General features: G+C 37.5%; 13 protein-coding genes and 1 tRNA gene. 2 read left to right on the top strand and 12 right to left on the bottom strand.

Features of this window, described 5'->3' with window-relative positions:
- The first annotated feature begins 9 nt into the window (after positions 1-9).
- Positions 10-804 carry a hypothetical protein gene (locus IPM56_01045; GenBank protein ID QQS36569.1) on the top strand — a complete coding sequence of 265 codons (795 nt, stop codon included), beginning with the start codon at positions 10-12 and terminating at the stop codon, positions 802-804.
- Between the two features lie 2 nt (positions 805-806).
- On the opposite strand, the gene IPM56_01040 is transcribed toward IPM56_01045, so the two are convergent.
- The 12 genes from IPM56_01040 to IPM56_00985 form a co-directional block, all read right to left on the bottom strand.
- Positions 807-1,652: a hypothetical protein gene (locus IPM56_01040; GenBank protein ID QQS36568.1), complete on the bottom strand. Its 846-nt coding sequence runs from the start codon at positions 1,650-1,652 to the stop codon at positions 807-809.
- 385 nt (positions 1,653-2,037) lie between these two features.
- A tRNA-Arg gene (locus tag IPM56_01035) sits at positions 2,038-2,110 on the bottom strand.
- A 22-nt stretch (positions 2,111-2,132) separates the two neighbouring features.
- A complete protein-coding gene (locus IPM56_01030) occupies positions 2,133-2,216 on the bottom strand; it encodes a GIY-YIG nuclease family protein (protein ID QQS38196.1) in 84 nt (27 codons plus the stop codon).
- 243 nt (positions 2,217-2,459) lie between these two features.
- Complete coding sequence (locus IPM56_01025; protein ID QQS36567.1) at positions 2,460-5,102, bottom strand: carbohydrate binding family 9 domain-containing protein; 2,643 nt, start codon at positions 5,100-5,102, stop codon at positions 2,460-2,462.
- A 61-nt stretch (positions 5,103-5,163) separates the two neighbouring features.
- Positions 5,164-6,339 carry a hypothetical protein gene (locus IPM56_01020; GenBank protein ID QQS36566.1) on the bottom strand — a complete coding sequence of 392 codons (1,176 nt, stop codon included), beginning with the start codon at positions 6,337-6,339 and terminating at the stop codon, positions 5,164-5,166.
- A complete protein-coding gene (locus IPM56_01015; protein QQS36565.1) occupies positions 6,284-7,249 on the bottom strand; it encodes a zf-HC2 domain-containing protein in 966 nt (321 codons plus the stop codon). The genes IPM56_01020 and IPM56_01015 overlap by 56 nt, the downstream gene beginning before the upstream one ends.
- 11 nt (positions 7,250-7,260) lie before the next feature.
- On the bottom strand, positions 7,261-7,839 hold the full coding sequence (locus IPM56_01010) for an RNA polymerase sigma factor (protein QQS36564.1): 579 nt from the start codon (positions 7,837-7,839) through the stop codon (positions 7,261-7,263).
- 64 nt (positions 7,840-7,903) lie between these two features.
- Complete coding sequence (locus IPM56_01005; protein QQS36563.1) at positions 7,904-8,692, bottom strand: HAD-IIA family hydrolase; 789 nt, start codon at positions 8,690-8,692, stop codon at positions 7,904-7,906.
- A 1-nt stretch (position 8,693) separates the two neighbouring features.
- Positions 8,694-10,523, bottom strand: a complete 1,830-nt coding sequence (locus IPM56_01000) for a glycoside hydrolase family 13 protein (protein QQS36562.1) — start codon at positions 10,521-10,523, stop codon at positions 8,694-8,696.
- A complete protein-coding gene (locus tag IPM56_00995; protein QQS36561.1) occupies positions 10,520-11,431 on the bottom strand; it encodes a sugar nucleotide-binding protein in 912 nt (303 codons plus the stop codon). Before IPM56_00995 ends, IPM56_01000 begins: the two co-directional genes overlap by 4 nt.
- Entirely contained in the window at positions 11,406-12,290 is an 885-nt protein-coding gene (locus IPM56_00990; GenBank protein QQS36560.1) for a carbohydrate kinase family protein, read from the bottom strand. The genes IPM56_00995 and IPM56_00990 overlap by 26 nt, the downstream gene beginning before the upstream one ends.
- 5 nt (positions 12,291-12,295) lie before the next feature.
- Entirely contained in the window at positions 12,296-14,257 is a 1,962-nt protein-coding gene (locus IPM56_00985) for an alginate lyase family protein (protein ID QQS36559.1), read from the bottom strand.
- Positions 14,258-14,271: 14 nt separating this feature from the next.
- Here IPM56_00985 and IPM56_00980 point away from each other — a divergent pair, with 14 nt between their 5' ends.
- Positions 14,272-15,891: a M28 family peptidase gene (locus IPM56_00980; GenBank protein QQS36558.1), complete on the top strand. Its 1,620-nt coding sequence runs from the start codon at positions 14,272-14,274 to the stop codon at positions 15,889-15,891.
- Positions 15,892-15,893 lie beyond the last annotated feature (2 nt).

Below are 15,893 nucleotides of genomic sequence, written 5' to 3'. Positions count from 1 at the left end.
AATAAAATAATGGCAATTGAAAATTTTCCTGAAGAGTATTCAAAATACCTGAACGAGACAAACGAACATTTAAATTCTGAATGTCTCTCAAATTTTTTAAATGCTAAAGAATTGTTCAGCGATGATGAAATAATTTTTTTTGAGTCACATCTTAACTCTTGTAGTATATGCAGAGAAGCGTTGGTATCTCTTTCAATTGAAGATAACCAGGTTGAGCCATACAGTAATAAAACACCTTATCCGATTCAAAAATCTGAATCGTGGATTGCCCGTAATTTCAAGCTGCTAAAATATGCGGCAGCGATAGTTTTTATCATCTTCATTTTTATACTGATGTTTTATGACCCGGATGCCGGTAAGAATAATTTGCAAACTAATTTACCTGAGATTCCGGATACAGTAGATTTTGTCATACAATCCCCCCGTGACCCTGCGCAGGATAAAAATTTGCCTGACGAAAAAAGTCTGATTGCCCGGCAGGATGTTACTGAACAATTTCATCAAAATATTTTACTTGAAAATTTTATCAGTCAAAGCAGAACAGAAAACCGTAACATCAGGATTCTTTCTCCAATACTTGATGAAGTTGTTTCAACTAATATTTCTTTCAAATGGAGAATGAATTCACATGCCGGCAATTTACGTTTTGTAATTGTCGACAATAAAAACAACACACAATACAGCACGATGGTTTCCGGTTCCGGACTTACAATAGAAAAGCGATTTAAAGAGGGATTATATTACTGGAAACTATACGCAAACGAAACTCTGGAAGCGGCTGGCAGATTTATCGTACAAAAATAATTTTAATTCCGGAATGAAGGTTCAACACACGCTGCGTGACTGGAACCACAAATCAAAAATACTTTCTCACCTTTTTTCAACAATTCTTTTACTACCCTCGTAAGCTGTATATTTCTTAAATCATTGGTGAATATCATCATCTCATCAAGGTAACCGGGCAGCCCATAACTATCATCAACATCCCTCCAGTCAGGTCCTTCAGGAAAATATTTTTTCCAGTACTTATCTATATCAATTACAGTTTTAAAATTATCCTGCTGATTAACATACTCAGCACGTTTGTAGTATTCGCTTATATATTCTTCTGGGCTGGAAGGTTTACCGTGTCGTAACTGTCCAAAGTACGGATTTAATATTTGTGCGAGTGCGATCTGCTCGGGTTCAAACTTTCTCAATAATTCTTTGGCAAGTTGTTCTTTGGATAAATCCCAGTTAAAGATATCCAGGTCATCGCGCTGAGAAAGATATTTAACATATCCGCCTTCGCCAAGATTTTCTACAGGATCCATTAAACCAGGTAATAAAAAATCCAATCTACCTTCAACAAGAGTCACAGTGGGTTTGAGTTTATTCCATTCATCTTCAATCAATTTTATTTGCGGATGATGCGGGTCTCTTGAATGTTCAGCACCGAAGATTACAAGGTTAGAATTGGATATTATTAATGGACGCGGGTGATCAATAATCAAATCATAATCTTTAAACGAAATCATTGAGTCGGAAAATACTTCTGAGGTGTCTTCAACTATGTAGTATGGCGGAGATTTCCAGGCTATTAAGTAAATTCCTGCAAGTGTTGAAATTAGCACTACTATAGCAATTAACATTATCTTAAATGATTTTTTCATTATAGTTTTTATCGCAAGATGACAATGATAATTTTAGAATTCAATAGAAAGGATGAACTATTTTTGGGAATGGCGTTTCTTGAATACTGAGAAGAATCGCAAAATAAAAATGAACTCATTATTTGTACCCCCGAGAGGAATCGCCCGCCTGAGGCGGGTAGGAAACTTATGCTCACCGCCTTGACCGCCCCTTTATTTCACTATCAAGCCGGGCTGGTATCCATCGCGCTACAGGGGCATATTGTCTTCTAATATTGACTTTATCTTTTTTCTAAATCGATTTTAAATCCAACGTAAGTTTTATCAGAATCCATACTCTTTAGTATATAACCATATTAATCCATTGGTGTAGAGTTTAAACAGGAACTAACTTAGTGTTGAATTGTACCCCCGAGAGGAATCGAACCTCCGACCAAAAGTTTAGGAAACTTCTGCTCTATCCACTGAGCTACAGGGGCATATTTTTTTCTAATATTGACTTTATCTTCTTTCTAAATCGTTTGTAAATCCAACGTACGTTTTATCAGTATCTATACTCTTTAATATATATATCCAATATTTCATATTCTTTCAGGAAACTTCTGCTCCCCGCCTTGACCGACTCTTTATTTTTACAGCCAAGTCGGGCAGGTATCCACTGAGCTACAGGGGCATATTTTTTCAAATTACGTGTATGAAAATAGTTAAGTTTCGATTTATTAAAAAGCTTGGGGTGTCGGTATTTAAGGTAAACCGTTAAAACGGTTGCCGGTTTGTTTTTATAAATATCCGGCGGGATAAATCCCGCCGAGAATTGTAAAAATAGTTTTACATATTAAGCCAGTATGTGAACTTAACCATAAAAATGTTATCAGCCTTTGCGTCCCACAGGCGGTTAACGGATTTTTTGAATTGAAATTCCCCGAGTTCCTCAAAATCCGATCGGCTTTGTGTCCAGACAAAATAAAGTACTGAACCTGGCAGATATTCCCATCGAAGCACTGCATTGCCTCTTAGTGATTTAAAATTAAAATCAGGGTTACTTATAGTGAATGGCTGCGCTGGTCCGCTTCCATCAGGATCAATCTCTTTTGTTTCATTATTTATGGTTGAACCATATTGCCCGTAAATCAAAAAGTCATAACTGGCTGGACGGGATAGTTCTTTTATGTTTGTGTATTTGCCGGATGAAATTAATGGCTGAACATAAAGCTGTAGACTTAGTTTTGGTGTAAAAGTCCAGTTCAATCTTATTCCGGCGGAAAATGTGGTCTGATCCAGTTCACCGAAAAGATAACGTCTGCCGAACGTAGCCGACGCAAGAGGATCATCGACTGCGCCTACGTATTGCATACTCTCAATATTTTTTCCGTAGGAGGGACTAATGGTTACAGATACATTTGTTGCAGGTCTTAACACAAGTTCCGGATCAACAGACCATTCGTATGAATTATCCGGTCTTTCATATCTGAAATGACCAAGACCAACCACCCAGTCTTTGCGGCTGTCTGAATTGGCATAGAAACTTACCTGGTAACCCGAATGGTTTCTCATCAATGGACCGCCGCGTGTACCACGATTGTTAATTGACTCGGGGTTGTATGCGAGGTTCCAGTTTATACTGTAATAATTTGTAAACTCATAATACCCGAAGTGATAAATACCATGCCAGGTTATGTTACCGTCAAAATCATAATTTCTGAATACTGCGCCGCCTAATTCAAAGTACCTGTAAAAGTCAGTTGGGTCTTTCCATGAATAACCTCCGCCGAGATGCATATTTAATACATCCGCGCGCCCGATAAAACCAACATCATTTACATCAAAGCTGGGTGTTACAAAACCAAATGCACTATTGAAGAATGAATTACCTTTTTGTTTGTTCAAGTAAATTCTTCCCGCGTAGCCGGTCAATGAAGTCGCCGTACTATCAAACCTGTTTGTCTTTAAGTCCGGTCGCTGAAAATAATGCTGCGAGTTTCTCTGAACATTTATTATCCGTTCATTACTTCCGGTAATATGACTCATACCAACCCAACCGGTTGTGACCCATGTTTTGGATGAATCAAGAAAGGTCCAGCCGTCAATGCCGCCGGTGAATGCATTTGAATTTATCTCATCACGTAGTCTTCCGTCTTTAAACATTCTTGATGTTACAGTAGAAATAAATCCGATAGCCTGCCTGCCTTCATCAATTTCTTTTTGCGCTCGAAAAATTCCATAATATGTGAGGGGTTCGATTTCTACATCAGACCTGTTCCCGTTCAAATCAATCTCAGCATGTTCCCTGGATGTGAGAGATTGGATTGTTCCAATGTTCCAACTGTTACTTATTTTACCGGTGAGTTTAGCAGCACCAAGTATATCAGTACCTGAAGGTATATCAGCATAATCAGATGAAGGCAAGCTTCCCTGCGGCACTCTTCCGATTCTTCTGCTGTAAAAGAAGTTAGGGTTCGACCAGTTGAATCCCCAATAATTCCGTGCACCGCCTTGACCGAATTCAAATATTGTTGATCCCTCAATAAAGAAAGGTCTCTTCTCGGAGAAATAAGTTTCAACGTCACTAAGATTAATAACTGCCGGATCTATTTCTACCTGTCCATAATCCGGAAACACTGTTGCGTTTAATGTAAGATTTGTACCGAGATTTGTTTTAAAGTCCGCACCAATTTTAGGCTGATATGTGGAGCCATCATTAAATGGATTATTCGATTCCGGATGAGTGTATTCAGCTCTGCCGGTTATATAAGGGAGAATTTCCATGTTACCGGGTTGATGAAGATTTTCAAGCCCGTTTAGTTCTGCAAACCTTGAAACAAAGCCGCTTTCATTTTTGGGTACCATTACAAGATAGTCATATTCATTCTTACGTGAGATTACACGTTTAACATTAACGCCCCATGTATTCTCATCCATCGCATTAAACCGTAACTGTGAGAATGGAATTTTAAACTCAGCAGACCAGCCATCTTCATTGATAATTGATTTGCCGTCCCATACTCCGTCCCATGAATCGTCACTCCAGTCGTCATTGTAAAGAACACCATCATACATAGTTCCAGCAGCGTTGAGCGCAAAATAATATCCGCTTCGTTTATCGTTGTACGGATCGATATAAACATAGATCATATCAGCATCAACATAAACATCTTTGCGGGCAAGTCTTGCAGTTATCGAATCGGGTGAACTGTCTGTCAGTTTCACCCCGAAGTAAATTGCTTCCGCATCATAAGCGATTGTTACAACAGTTTGTTCTGTCGCAGGCGCACCTTCAACAGGATCTTTTTGGGTAAAGGTGCTAAAGCCTTGTGCGTTCAACCAGATTTTTTCGCTTAATGCCCCATCCAGTTCAATAGTCTCGGATATCTTATGAGCCGGGATTGTTTTTTTCAGTTCTTTTGGTGTTTCACCCTGTGCGGCATTTGTTTTTGCTAATGCAACCAACAGCAGTAAAATTAATATTTTCATTCATCACCTTCGTTTACATTTGTTAAGACGGTTTAGATTAATTAATGTTTCCCGCTGAGGTTTATTTCTTAAGTTTTCTTAACTCAATTGTTCCAGAGCCTGTCTCAACATAAATTGTACTTCCGCCGCCGTTTAACTGATAATGTGTGATGATTGAAATTCCGTCCTTATTTTCTGTTGTTATCGGGAAATCAGATTTGATAGCATCATTATTTTTAGAATCACCCCAACCTCCTTCTCTGACCTTTGCGACGATTGTTGTTCTTGAATTTTCCGGGATATATAATTTTATATCACCAAACCCCGTTACAACTTTACTATCACCTGAAGCACCGGGATAAAAACTGACAACAAGATCACCTGATCCCGATACGACATTTACCTTATCTTCACTTGAGTGAAGAGTAATATTTCCTGAACCTGTAACACCTTTAACATCGCCGGATACATTGTCAACTTTAATATCGCCGCCGCCGGTTTTAACGACTGCAGTGCCGCCAACTTTACCAAGAGAAATATTTCCGCCGCCGGTTGTAACGGTCGCGTTACCACCTGTGTTTCCAACAGAAACATTTCCACCTGCTGTCGACACGGTCAGTGTTTTACTGCCGGTGGCAATCTGAACATTTCCGCCGCCGGTTGTAAATACTGCGTCACCGTCTACCACACCGGCATTCAGATCTCCACCGCTTGAACTTACAGTCGCGGTTCCTTTTATATTTCCTGTTCGAACATCACCACCTCCGGTAGTAAGTTTCACTTTACCGGTCACATCACTCAAGGTTACATCTCCTCCTGATGTGCTCGCATTTACTTCACCTGTAATAGCGTTAACCAGATGAATATCGCCTGCAGAGGTGACAATTTTCAGATTAAAATTCACGGGTACAGTTATGTCAAATGAAGTTCCATACCCTTGTGTAGCTCTGATTGTCAGGTCATTTCCATTCTGATTAAATTTTATGCCGCTGTAGATTTCTTCATCCTCATCAATATCATACTTAACGAGAATTTCATTTTTATCCCAGGACTTAATTTTGATATCACCGAAAGTTGTAACGATATCAAGTGTTCCTCCTTTACCGACTTTAAAAGTCTTTGATGACTGTGCTGACACTTCACCGGTTGAAATGAAGAGTAATCCTAGAATGAGCAAAAGATGCAAAGCAGATTTTTTCATGTTATTTGTTCTCCTGTAAAACAGTTTTTGCGTAGTAACGTATATAGTTGTTTTCATCAGTTCGCATCTTCTCCTTGAAAACTGAAAGATCATCCGGGCTGAATTTATACCCGCCTTTACCTGCATCAACCAGAGCTTTCATAGCATCTATCCTCATGCTTGAACTTGAATCGTTCATAAGCACGTACAGGTAAGTTTGTTTAATTTCTTCATCATACGGGAATTTAGTTAGCAGTTTAAATGCTTCGCGTCTCACTCCCGTATTCTCATCATACATTACTACATCGAGTACTGCAGATTTAATTTCCATATCCATTGAAGGTGATTCTTTGGAATTTATAAGACTCAGTGTGTTTAACCGCGTGCCCGGGTTATCATCATTTAGTATTGAGTAAGTTAGGATATTCTTAATATTTTCATCATCAATTCTTCCTTTAATACGCATTGGTCTGATAGCCTCAAATACAAACTCCACTTCCCCGTCGGAAACATCCTGGTCTAAAAACCTGACATTAGAAATTCTTACATCATTACTGTTCAAAACTGAACTTACACCATTATTGGGACTACCGTTATCGGTGAGCAGTACAGGGTCAGCAGGCTGATAAAAGAAAAGATATCCGAGTAACAGCCCGAAAATTAAAAGCGTCAGTCCCGATAAAACGGGTTTATAATTTTGAACCAGTAAAGATTTTACACTGAATAAAATACCACCCAAAAAATCCGGTTTGGATTTTTCCCTTCTGATAGCAGAACGAAGTTCCATTCTTGCTTCATTCAACAATTTATCGTCAACTTCAACGCTTCTGTTTTTATTGAGGATACTTTTCAATTTTAATAATGATTCTAATTCCTCCCTGCAATCAACACATTCTGAAAGGTGTGCTTCAAGCAAAACACGTTCGGTTTTTTTTAACTCACCAAAAACCGATAGATGTACTAGTTCTTCGAAATTCCTGTGTTCCATTTTTCTCCTCATCAATTATATATTGCTGCAAGTTCCAGGCGCAGCTTTTGAACAGCATCAAACAAATACTTTTTAATCGTTCCTTCTTTACAATCCATAATTTCAGCTATCTCTCTTATCTTATATCCCTCATAATGTTTAAGCACAAATGACATTTTTTGTTTAGGTGACAAATTATCCAGAGCCGATTGTATTTTCGAATCAGTCTCAATGTCTTCAAGTTTTTTATCCGGCGTCAACCCGGTATCAGCAATAGTTGATTCAAAAATATTTTCTTCGTGTTCATCTTCCGGTTTATCATAAAACGAAACCATCATCCTTTTTTTGTGCCTGCTTTTATAAGTAAGGCATACATTTGTTGCGATCCGGAACAGCCATGTTGAAAATTCACTTCGATGTTCAAAATTTTTCAGTCCGCGGTAGACTCTTAAAAAAACATCCTGGTATAAGTCTTTTGCTTCGTCCGGGTCCCGCACATATTTGAAAACCAGCGAAAGCACGTTCTTATCGTAACGGTATATCAATTCCTCGAATGCCAGGGCATCACCTTTTTGGGCTTTTATGATTAATTCTGAGTCTGTCTGCAGCATAATTTTTTATTTCTAAGCTGTTAGACTACGGGCACGTTTAAAAGGTTGGGTTACTTAATAAAAATTAATCGCTGATTTTTGTCTTTATCAGGTCAAATACCGAATCAATATTGTACGTAGGCTTTACATCTGCATTTCCGTTTGGAAAATACTTAACGCCTGTTGAAACAAGCGCAGTATCTATTCCGCATGCATTCCCCATCGCTATATCAGTCTCAAGCCTGTCACCTGTTAAAAGAACTTTTGACAGGTCGGAACCAAGACGCTGTTTAATTTCATTTATCATATAACCTGATGGTTTTCCAAAATGCTTTTCAAGTTTTCTGTGAGTTCGTTTTTCAAGTGCAGATATTGTAGCACCGGCATCGAGTACTTCACCCACATCCACAGGACAGGTATCATCTATATTGGCAGCATAGAATCTTGCACCGTTTTCAAGAGCGCGCCCTGCTATTTCAAGTTTTTCATAATTCAAAGTACGGTCCAGCGTAATAAGAACAATTTTAATTTTTAATGGGTCTTCCTCATACTTAAGACCTGCATCTTCTATCTCACTAATGAATATTTTTTCGCCAATCGCAAAAAATGTTTCTCCAGAATGATTTTCAGAAAGATATTTTTTTAATACTAATGTAGAATTTATTATTTCGTCCTTTTCAATTTGAAGTCCGAAACCGGAAAGGAAATTATAATATTCCTCAATGCTGCCTGTGGTTTTGTTGGAGATGTAAATTATTTTCTTCCCGATTTTCTTAAGATGATTTACTGTTTCTGCGGCTCTGGAGATAATACTGTTACCGCGATAAATTGTGCCGTCAAGATCAAAGATGAAATAGTCGTATTTTTCAATCATTTTATTTTACAGGATAAAGTTTATAAACCTGAACAGAATTTGGAGCAATGCTTATATTTAATACTGCGTCATTGCCTGATGTTCCCGCAGCCATTCCGGAAACACCTGAAATTAACTCCATGTAAGATACCTTTTTTATATCTATTGGCAGAGTAAAATTATCAATCCTTGACCCGGTATTAAAAACCACTATTACTTTTTCATCACCTAGTATTCTTTCAAATGCAAACACAGCATTATCATCATTTGAATAAAGGAAATTCAAAGCGCCTTTCTGTAATGCCTTACTGGAATTCCGGATTGATATCATCTTCTTATAGAAAAAGAATAATGATGTGTCCTGTTCAACACTGTACTTTCCAAAACCCTTTTTAAAACCCGATGAAGAATTAATTATCTCATCATCGTATTTCAGATCACTCCAGACCATTGGTTTGCGGCAATGCGGATCATCGGCACCCCACATACCAACTTCATCACCGTAATAGATCATCGGTGCGCCTTTATAAGTCATCTGGAATGCAAGCACCTGTTTTTGTTTTTCATAAACTTCCGATGTAGGCTTTGACGGATTATAGTCCTGATTTCCTTCATTTGCATACCTGTCAAATCCCCTATCGGGATTAAAGATTAATGAAGATAGCCGTTCAGTATCATGACTTCCGATTAAATTTTGAAGCACATCCAGATTTTCCGCCGGATAGTTTTTATCAATCTCCTTTAACTTCTGAATAAATTCCGATACATTAATTTTATTTTTCTTCGCAATGAAAAAGTCATTTACAGCGAAAGCAAAATTATAATTCATCAATGCATCAAACACACCATTTGCTGAAATAAAATCCGGTGATAGCTCCCACAGTTCACCAATAATTATCGCATCACGATTTATTGATTTAACAAGATGATTCCAGTCCCTCCAGAATCCTAAAGGCACTTCTCTCGCAACATCTAGCCGCCAGCCGTCAATACCGTCAGAAGGGTCGCCATCGTTATTTGGGTCCATCCATTTTTTAGTTGCATGAAAAACATATTGCTTTGGTCCGGGATTTAAATCGTTTTCAGTTCGGTTAAACTCCGGAAGTGAAGCGATATTCCACCAGCCTTTGTAATTAAATTCTCTTTGTGTAGTTGAAGGATCATCAAATGTGCGGACAATGAACCAGTCACGATAATTTGATTCTGCCTGATTCCTAACCAGATCCTTAAATGCCCAGAATTGAACTCCGACATGATTAAATACACCATCAATAATAATTTTCATTCCGCGCTTGTGAACTTCGTCAACCAGTTTAAAAAATAATGAATCAGCCGATGTAAATTTCCATGTTGATGGATCATCAGGAATTTCGCTTTCGATAATGATTCTGTCCCCGTCAGGATCGGGACCAAAGTTAACATCGATATGATGAAAAGTTGAACCATCATACTTATGAAGTGACACTGCTTCAAACACCGGGTTCAGATATATAGCTCCGGCTCCAAGTGATTTTATATAATCGAGTCTGTTTATCAATCCCTGGATATCACCGCCGTACCTTCGTTCATACATATGATCGCGGACATTTTGCCCCGCTTTCTTTTCCCAACCTGACTTTGAAAACCAATCTGACGTCCATTTACTAATTTCCCAACCTTCGAGAGGTTTGTCTGAATTAATAAAAACTTTTCCTGCCTCCGGATCATTAGTCAAATCACCATTGGCAAACCTTTCGGGAAATACCTGATACCACACTATACCTTTAGCCCATTCGGGAGGCGCTGATTGTGATTTTAAAACTGAGGCAGCACAGAAGCTGATCAAGAGGCAAAGAATTGTTTTTGTTTTCATGGTTGTAAGGTTTTCTTTATCAAAGTTAAAGCATCATTTAATGTATGAGGACTGTAACCAAGTTCAGTCTCTGCTTTTATTGTTAAGAGACTTTGATCTAATCTGCTTTTTGTAAAATGTTCTGAATTATTTCCATTGCTAATATACTTCGTATCAATATTAAATATTACTGCGATTCTTTTATTGAAATCGAAATCACTGATCAACTCTTTTCCACCGATATGATATATCCCGGTTTTTTTATATTCGATGATCTTGCTGATTGCCTGAACAACATCATCAGAGAAAACGGGGTTTGTAATCCTGTCAAATTCGTTGTGTATGATGGAATCATTTTTTATCTGCCCAATCTTTTCGTTCAGCAGATCATTTTTACAAATCCTGTTGATTCCAAAAACTTCACTTATTCTTACAAGAGTATAAATAGTACCACTGAGCTTTAGAACGTTTTCCGCCGCCAGTTTAGTCCGCTCATAATATGATGATGGATTTGGAATTCCTTTTTCACTATAAGGTCCTTTAAGTCCGTCGAATACTCTGTTTGTTGATATCTGAATTATGTGTGAATCCAGCACCCTTGCTACTTCTGTAATGAATTCAAGACTCTTAACATTAATCTTCCAGGTTTTTTCTCTCTCAATATCAGATTTAACAGGATGATTATAATCTGCAGTGTTTATTATGACATCAGGATAGAAGTCCAGAGCTGCACGTTTGAATAGCTCACGATTGGTAATGTCACAGGATAGATATTCAGCTTCATAGATATTATTCACGGGATTTAAAGAAGTTGCCAGAACCTGCACCCGTAAATGCCTGGCAAAAAAACTTACAAGACCTTGTCCTATAACTGTATTGGAACCTGTAATCAGTATTCTTTTTTTAATAAGATTGTCTGAGGATATCATCTTTTAATTGATTGATCTGTTTTGTGTCATTGTATGAAGTTATGAAAGCTGCGGCAGTGTTTGCAAACACCAATGCCTTCAGCAAATCTTTGTGCTTCAAATGATTGAAAAAAAACGCCGAGCCAAATACATCACCGCAGCCTATTTTATTATTCACTTCCACCTTTAATGCCGAATGATAGACCGAAGCAATTTCACCCCGGTCTCTATAAAAATATTTTGCGCCTCTTTCAGCTAATGTAATTATCACTACTCTAACATTGCAATCTAACAGCCAGCTCACAATCTCCATTTCGGTTTTAAACTCACTCAGACAAAATAATTCGTGTTCGTTCACCTGAATAATATCAGCACATCTTGCCCATTTTTCAAACTCCGGGATTATCCTGAACTTCCTGTTGTTTTCAAAATCCATGCCTCTTGAAAGTGTATGCACATCAAGGTAAAGTACTCCTGTTAATTCCTCCCTGATTTTTTGAAACTGATCTATGGAGATGTCAAACCCGGTGATCATATTAACAAGCACACCATCATAATCACTGCAAGAAAATCCGGTTTTCAATTCTGCTGTGATATTAACATATCGTTCTGATCTTTCTTTGTGCGGATCAACAGTCAGCCATACTTTTGGAATAGCATCAACTCTGGAAATATATTTTTTATCATATCGTTCATAAACATCTGCAAAGAGCTGATAATTATTTTCTTCAATTGAAGTGCAAAGCATTATTTCATCATTCGCATCTTTTAGTTGTGCAAGAGCCGCGGCTGCGTAATAAATTCCACCCGGGGCTACGACCTCTTCCCCATCTTTTATGTAATGGTCTTCTACTGTTTGTCCTATTACCAAAAGTTTCATTTCGATCAGAGTAAATTAATTTCCGTTTCAACTGAAGCCGCCAGTTGTTCTTTCATGATAAATGTTATTTTCTTTGAGTTCTGCAGGCAACCATACTTTTCAGAATAAACGGACTCATTAACTTTCAGGGTTTTGTTTACAGCATCACTCAATATTTTCAAAATAATCTTTTCCCCGGAACTTTCAAGGCGACAACTGTTTTCATCAATCTCATAAATCATTACTTCCGGGTGAAGATGAAAATTCAAAACAACTTTATGTTCGGTACCGCCTATAAATTCATCTCTGATTAATATTCTGTTCTCTTTTTTAATTGAATGAAAAGTCCGTTTACAGATTACCGGATCAGCAAGACGCGTATATGCGTAATGCTGTGCTGAAAGTACATCCTCTGATTCACTTGATATCCACTGAATTATTTTTGGTTTGGTAAGATCTTCTTTAATTCTGAACAGCCCATCAAATTCAGATAGCAGTTGATCATCAATGTATGCGGTGTTGTGACTCCTTACAGATCTCAGCCTGTTCCTTAACTCTGGGTTGGCATAAAACGAATATGTTCCAGAATCTACAATAAATTTTTTCTTTTTATAAAATAATTCAAAAGTAAAAGTATCATTATGACCCGGTGCGCCCTTTCCGCTGTTGCCGATTTCTCCGGCTTCAATAAAAAAGTGAAGCGATTTATTTCTTAAAATATAATGACCGCCATTTATAAATCCCTTTGAGGCTAACTCCTTTTGTTCAACGTTATCAGGTATTGTTTCTGAATTGGTTTCCGTTCCAAGTAATAATACCGACTCAACCGATACATTTGCCAGGTGAAAATTCTGGTGATCGGGATATAATTTAGCAGCAATTGAAAAATGTGAATGTTCATTTTTTCTTAAACTTAATGGAAGTATTCCGCTTGTTACTGAATCACCGATTTGCGGAACAGAGTTATCTTCTCTCAAATAATTTCTTAAAACCTCAAAAATTTTTATCAGAGTTTCATCGTACTTTTTAGAAACCGATTGACCTGATTTATTCAATATGATCCTGAACAGATATAACGCTTCAAGAACAACTGAATGTAATGGGACGGATTGTTCCCTGTTTACTCCATCATCATAAAACTGTGATCTGATCTCATACTCCAATCCTGTCTGAGAAAAACGCAGCAGTTTTTTTCCGTAATAGTCATTATGGTAAATCAATCCGCATGTACCAAGGGCAAGAAGATTTATAATGTAACTGCTGTCACGTGTAGAAGAGTAATTCAGGTTATTGTCTATAAATAAAGAATGATGAAGCAGAAGATCATTAAATGACTGAATGAATGAATCATCAATCAGTTCAGAGCCGATAAAAAAGCTGAAAGAGAATGCCAGATTAATTAATCGAATCGCAACTTCAGAGGTGTTAAGCCAGTTTATACCATGACAAAACCTGTTTGAAAGGACAAAACTTTTTATAAGCGAGATATATTTTTCAGTATATCTTTCATCTGAAGAAATAAGATATGCTTTACCAAGAGTATTTAGCTGGTGAAATCTTGCCAGTTCCCATGGAACTTTCAGATCTGTACCGTCCGGAAATGAATAATAGTCGTATCTCCAGGTCAAATTCACGTTCCAGACGAAACCGCTTTTAAAATCACAATGCCAGTTTATTTCTTCACCTAAGTCGGTTTCGCCGGAACAGCAAACATCATAAATATTGCTTACAACTTTTTCGGCTTCTTTGAGTATCTCACCGGCTTCCTCACTTGAAAGAATCGCATTTACAATTTTTTCTTTTTCCTGCGGGGTATCAAAAAATCTTAACGGATATTTTTCTTTAAAAATTATTGGTAATGTTTTTGTGCTGATAGAAGGCATTGATATACGCTTGCCGCTGAACGCCGAAGCTTCTACTTCACGCCTGAATAACTTCTGGCGAAGATAATTGTAATTGAAAGCGGTTAAATAATCTGATAATGCCATTATTAATAAAATTTATGGAATGGTTTAAAATAAAAAGAATCTTTATTTTGTTTACAGCATTCCATGAGTTTAATTATTATAATTTGGACTATATGAACACAAAGAATCTTGCGACAGCGTTTTGGATACTGACAGTCCTGAGTTTTACAGGATGTGTAAGTGTACAAAATAGTATTCCCGACTCTTCCGCTTCAGGAATAATCAGGATAGAAAATCTTAAAGCAAATCTTGAATTTCTTGCAGATGATCTGCTTGAAGGACGTGAAGCTACTACAAGAGGCGAAAGGATAGCAGGACTTTTTATCTCCTCGGAACTGAAAAAGTATGGGGTTCAACCTTTCTACAATGATTATTACCAGAGATTTGATCTTATTTCAAAATCATTTGATGAAACTTCCGGGGTGACTTATACGAAGTCCTCAGTTCAACTTAGTTTTAGTTTAAACCGTGATTTTTATGTTATCCGCTCATCGGCATCGGAGATTAATTCACCCGTTGTATTTGCGGGTTATGGAATAACTGCTGAAGAATTTAATTACGATGACTTTTCTGATATAGATGTTAAGGATAAAATCATTGCCGTACTTCCGGGTGAACCGGTCAGTGATGACGTAAATTATTTTAACGGCTCATCCGATACTCGTTATGCATCACTAAGATCAAAAATACTGAATGCAACTGCACTCGGGGTGAAGGGGATATTATTCCTTGATACAGACAGCAGCGGTTATAACTGGCAAAGAGGATATGACTGGTTTACAAAACCTGATCTTAGCCTTAAACCCGCTGAAGAAATATTTTCAATCCCTGTACTTTATTTTAATCAGGAGAGTTCTGCATTACTATTACAAAATGAAAAGCACTCACTTGAAAGTCTTCTTGCAACAGAAAAGACCGGAAAGATTATTCCTAAGTTTGATTTTCAGGGCAGTCTTTCGCTGACAATCAGATTAAAAAACGAGTTGAAGAAATCATTTAATATAATCGGAGTGATTCCCGGAACTGATGAGAAACTAAAGGATGAATATGTTGCAATCGGTGCACACTTTGATCATCTGGGTGTTTCAGGCGATAGTATTTATAACGGTGCTGATGACGATGGTTCGGGTATCGTCGCAGTTCTTGAAGTTGCCAATGCTATTTCAAAAATGCAGACTAATAAAAGGTCAGTGCTTGTAGTATTTCATGCCGCAGAAGAGAAAGGCTTGTTCGGATCAGAATATCTTTCAGACAATCTGGAAATTATGGATAAAATAGTCGCGCAGGTAAACCTTGATATGGTAGGAAGAGAAAGTGTTGATACAATTTATTCAGTAGGTTCTGATAAGATAAATCCATTACTTAAACAAATTGTTGAAAGAGCAAACACAGAAACTTCAAATTTTGTTTTTAACTTTAAGTTTGATGAACCGGATGATCCTGAAAAAATTTACTACAGAAGTGACCACTATAACTATGCGAAGCTTGGTATACCCGTTGTATTCTTTTATGATAATATGAAAGAAGACTATCACCGACCCTCTGATGAAGTGAATGAAATAGACTTTCAGAAAATCAAAAAGACGGCTGAACTTGTGCTGAGTGTAGTCCTGAAGGCAGCAAATTACGATGTCAATTTAAGAACAAATAAATAACT

It is taken from the genome of Ignavibacteriales bacterium, assembly GCA_016700155.1.
Lineage (GTDB): Bacteria > Bacteroidota > Ignavibacteria > Ignavibacteriales > Ignavibacteriaceae.
This window is presented reverse-complemented; position numbering and strand designations above follow the sequence as displayed.

Coding starts and splice junctions, on each gene's coding strand:
- IPM56_01045 (QQS36569.1), top strand. CDS start 10: ATGGCAATTGAAAATTTTCCTGAAGAGTATTCAAAATACCTGAACGAG.
- IPM56_01040 (QQS36568.1), bottom strand. CDS start 1,652: ATGAAAAAATCATTTAAGATAATGTTAATTGCTATAGTAGTGCTAATT.
- IPM56_01030 (QQS38196.1), bottom strand. CDS start 2,216: ATGAAATATTGGATATATATATTAAAGAGTATAGATACTGATAAAACG.
- IPM56_01025 (QQS36567.1), bottom strand. CDS start 5,102: ATGAAAATATTAATTTTACTGCTGTTGGTTGCATTAGCAAAAACAAAT.
- IPM56_01020 (QQS36566.1), bottom strand. CDS start 6,339: ATGAAAACAACTATATACGTTACTACGCAAAAACTGTTTTACAGGAGA.
- IPM56_01015 (QQS36565.1), bottom strand. CDS start 7,249: ATGGAACACAGGAATTTCGAAGAACTAGTACATCTATCGGTTTTTGGT.
- IPM56_01010 (QQS36564.1), bottom strand. CDS start 7,839: ATGCTGCAGACAGACTCAGAATTAATCATAAAAGCCCAAAAAGGTGAT.
- IPM56_01005 (QQS36563.1), bottom strand. CDS start 8,692: ATGATTGAAAAATACGACTATTTCATCTTTGATCTTGACGGCACAATT.
- IPM56_01000 (QQS36562.1), bottom strand. CDS start 10,523: ATGAAAACAAAAACAATTCTTTGCCTCTTGATCAGCTTCTGTGCTGCC.
- IPM56_00995 (QQS36561.1), bottom strand. CDS start 11,431: ATGATATCCTCAGACAATCTTATTAAAAAAAGAATACTGATTACAGGT.
- IPM56_00990 (QQS36560.1), bottom strand. CDS start 12,290: ATGAAACTTTTGGTAATAGGACAAACAGTAGAAGACCATTACATAAAA.
- IPM56_00985 (QQS36559.1), bottom strand. CDS start 14,257: ATGGCATTATCAGATTATTTAACCGCTTTCAATTACAATTATCTTCGC.
- IPM56_00980 (QQS36558.1), top strand. CDS start 14,272: ATGGAATGGTTTAAAATAAAAAGAATCTTTATTTTGTTTACAGCATTC.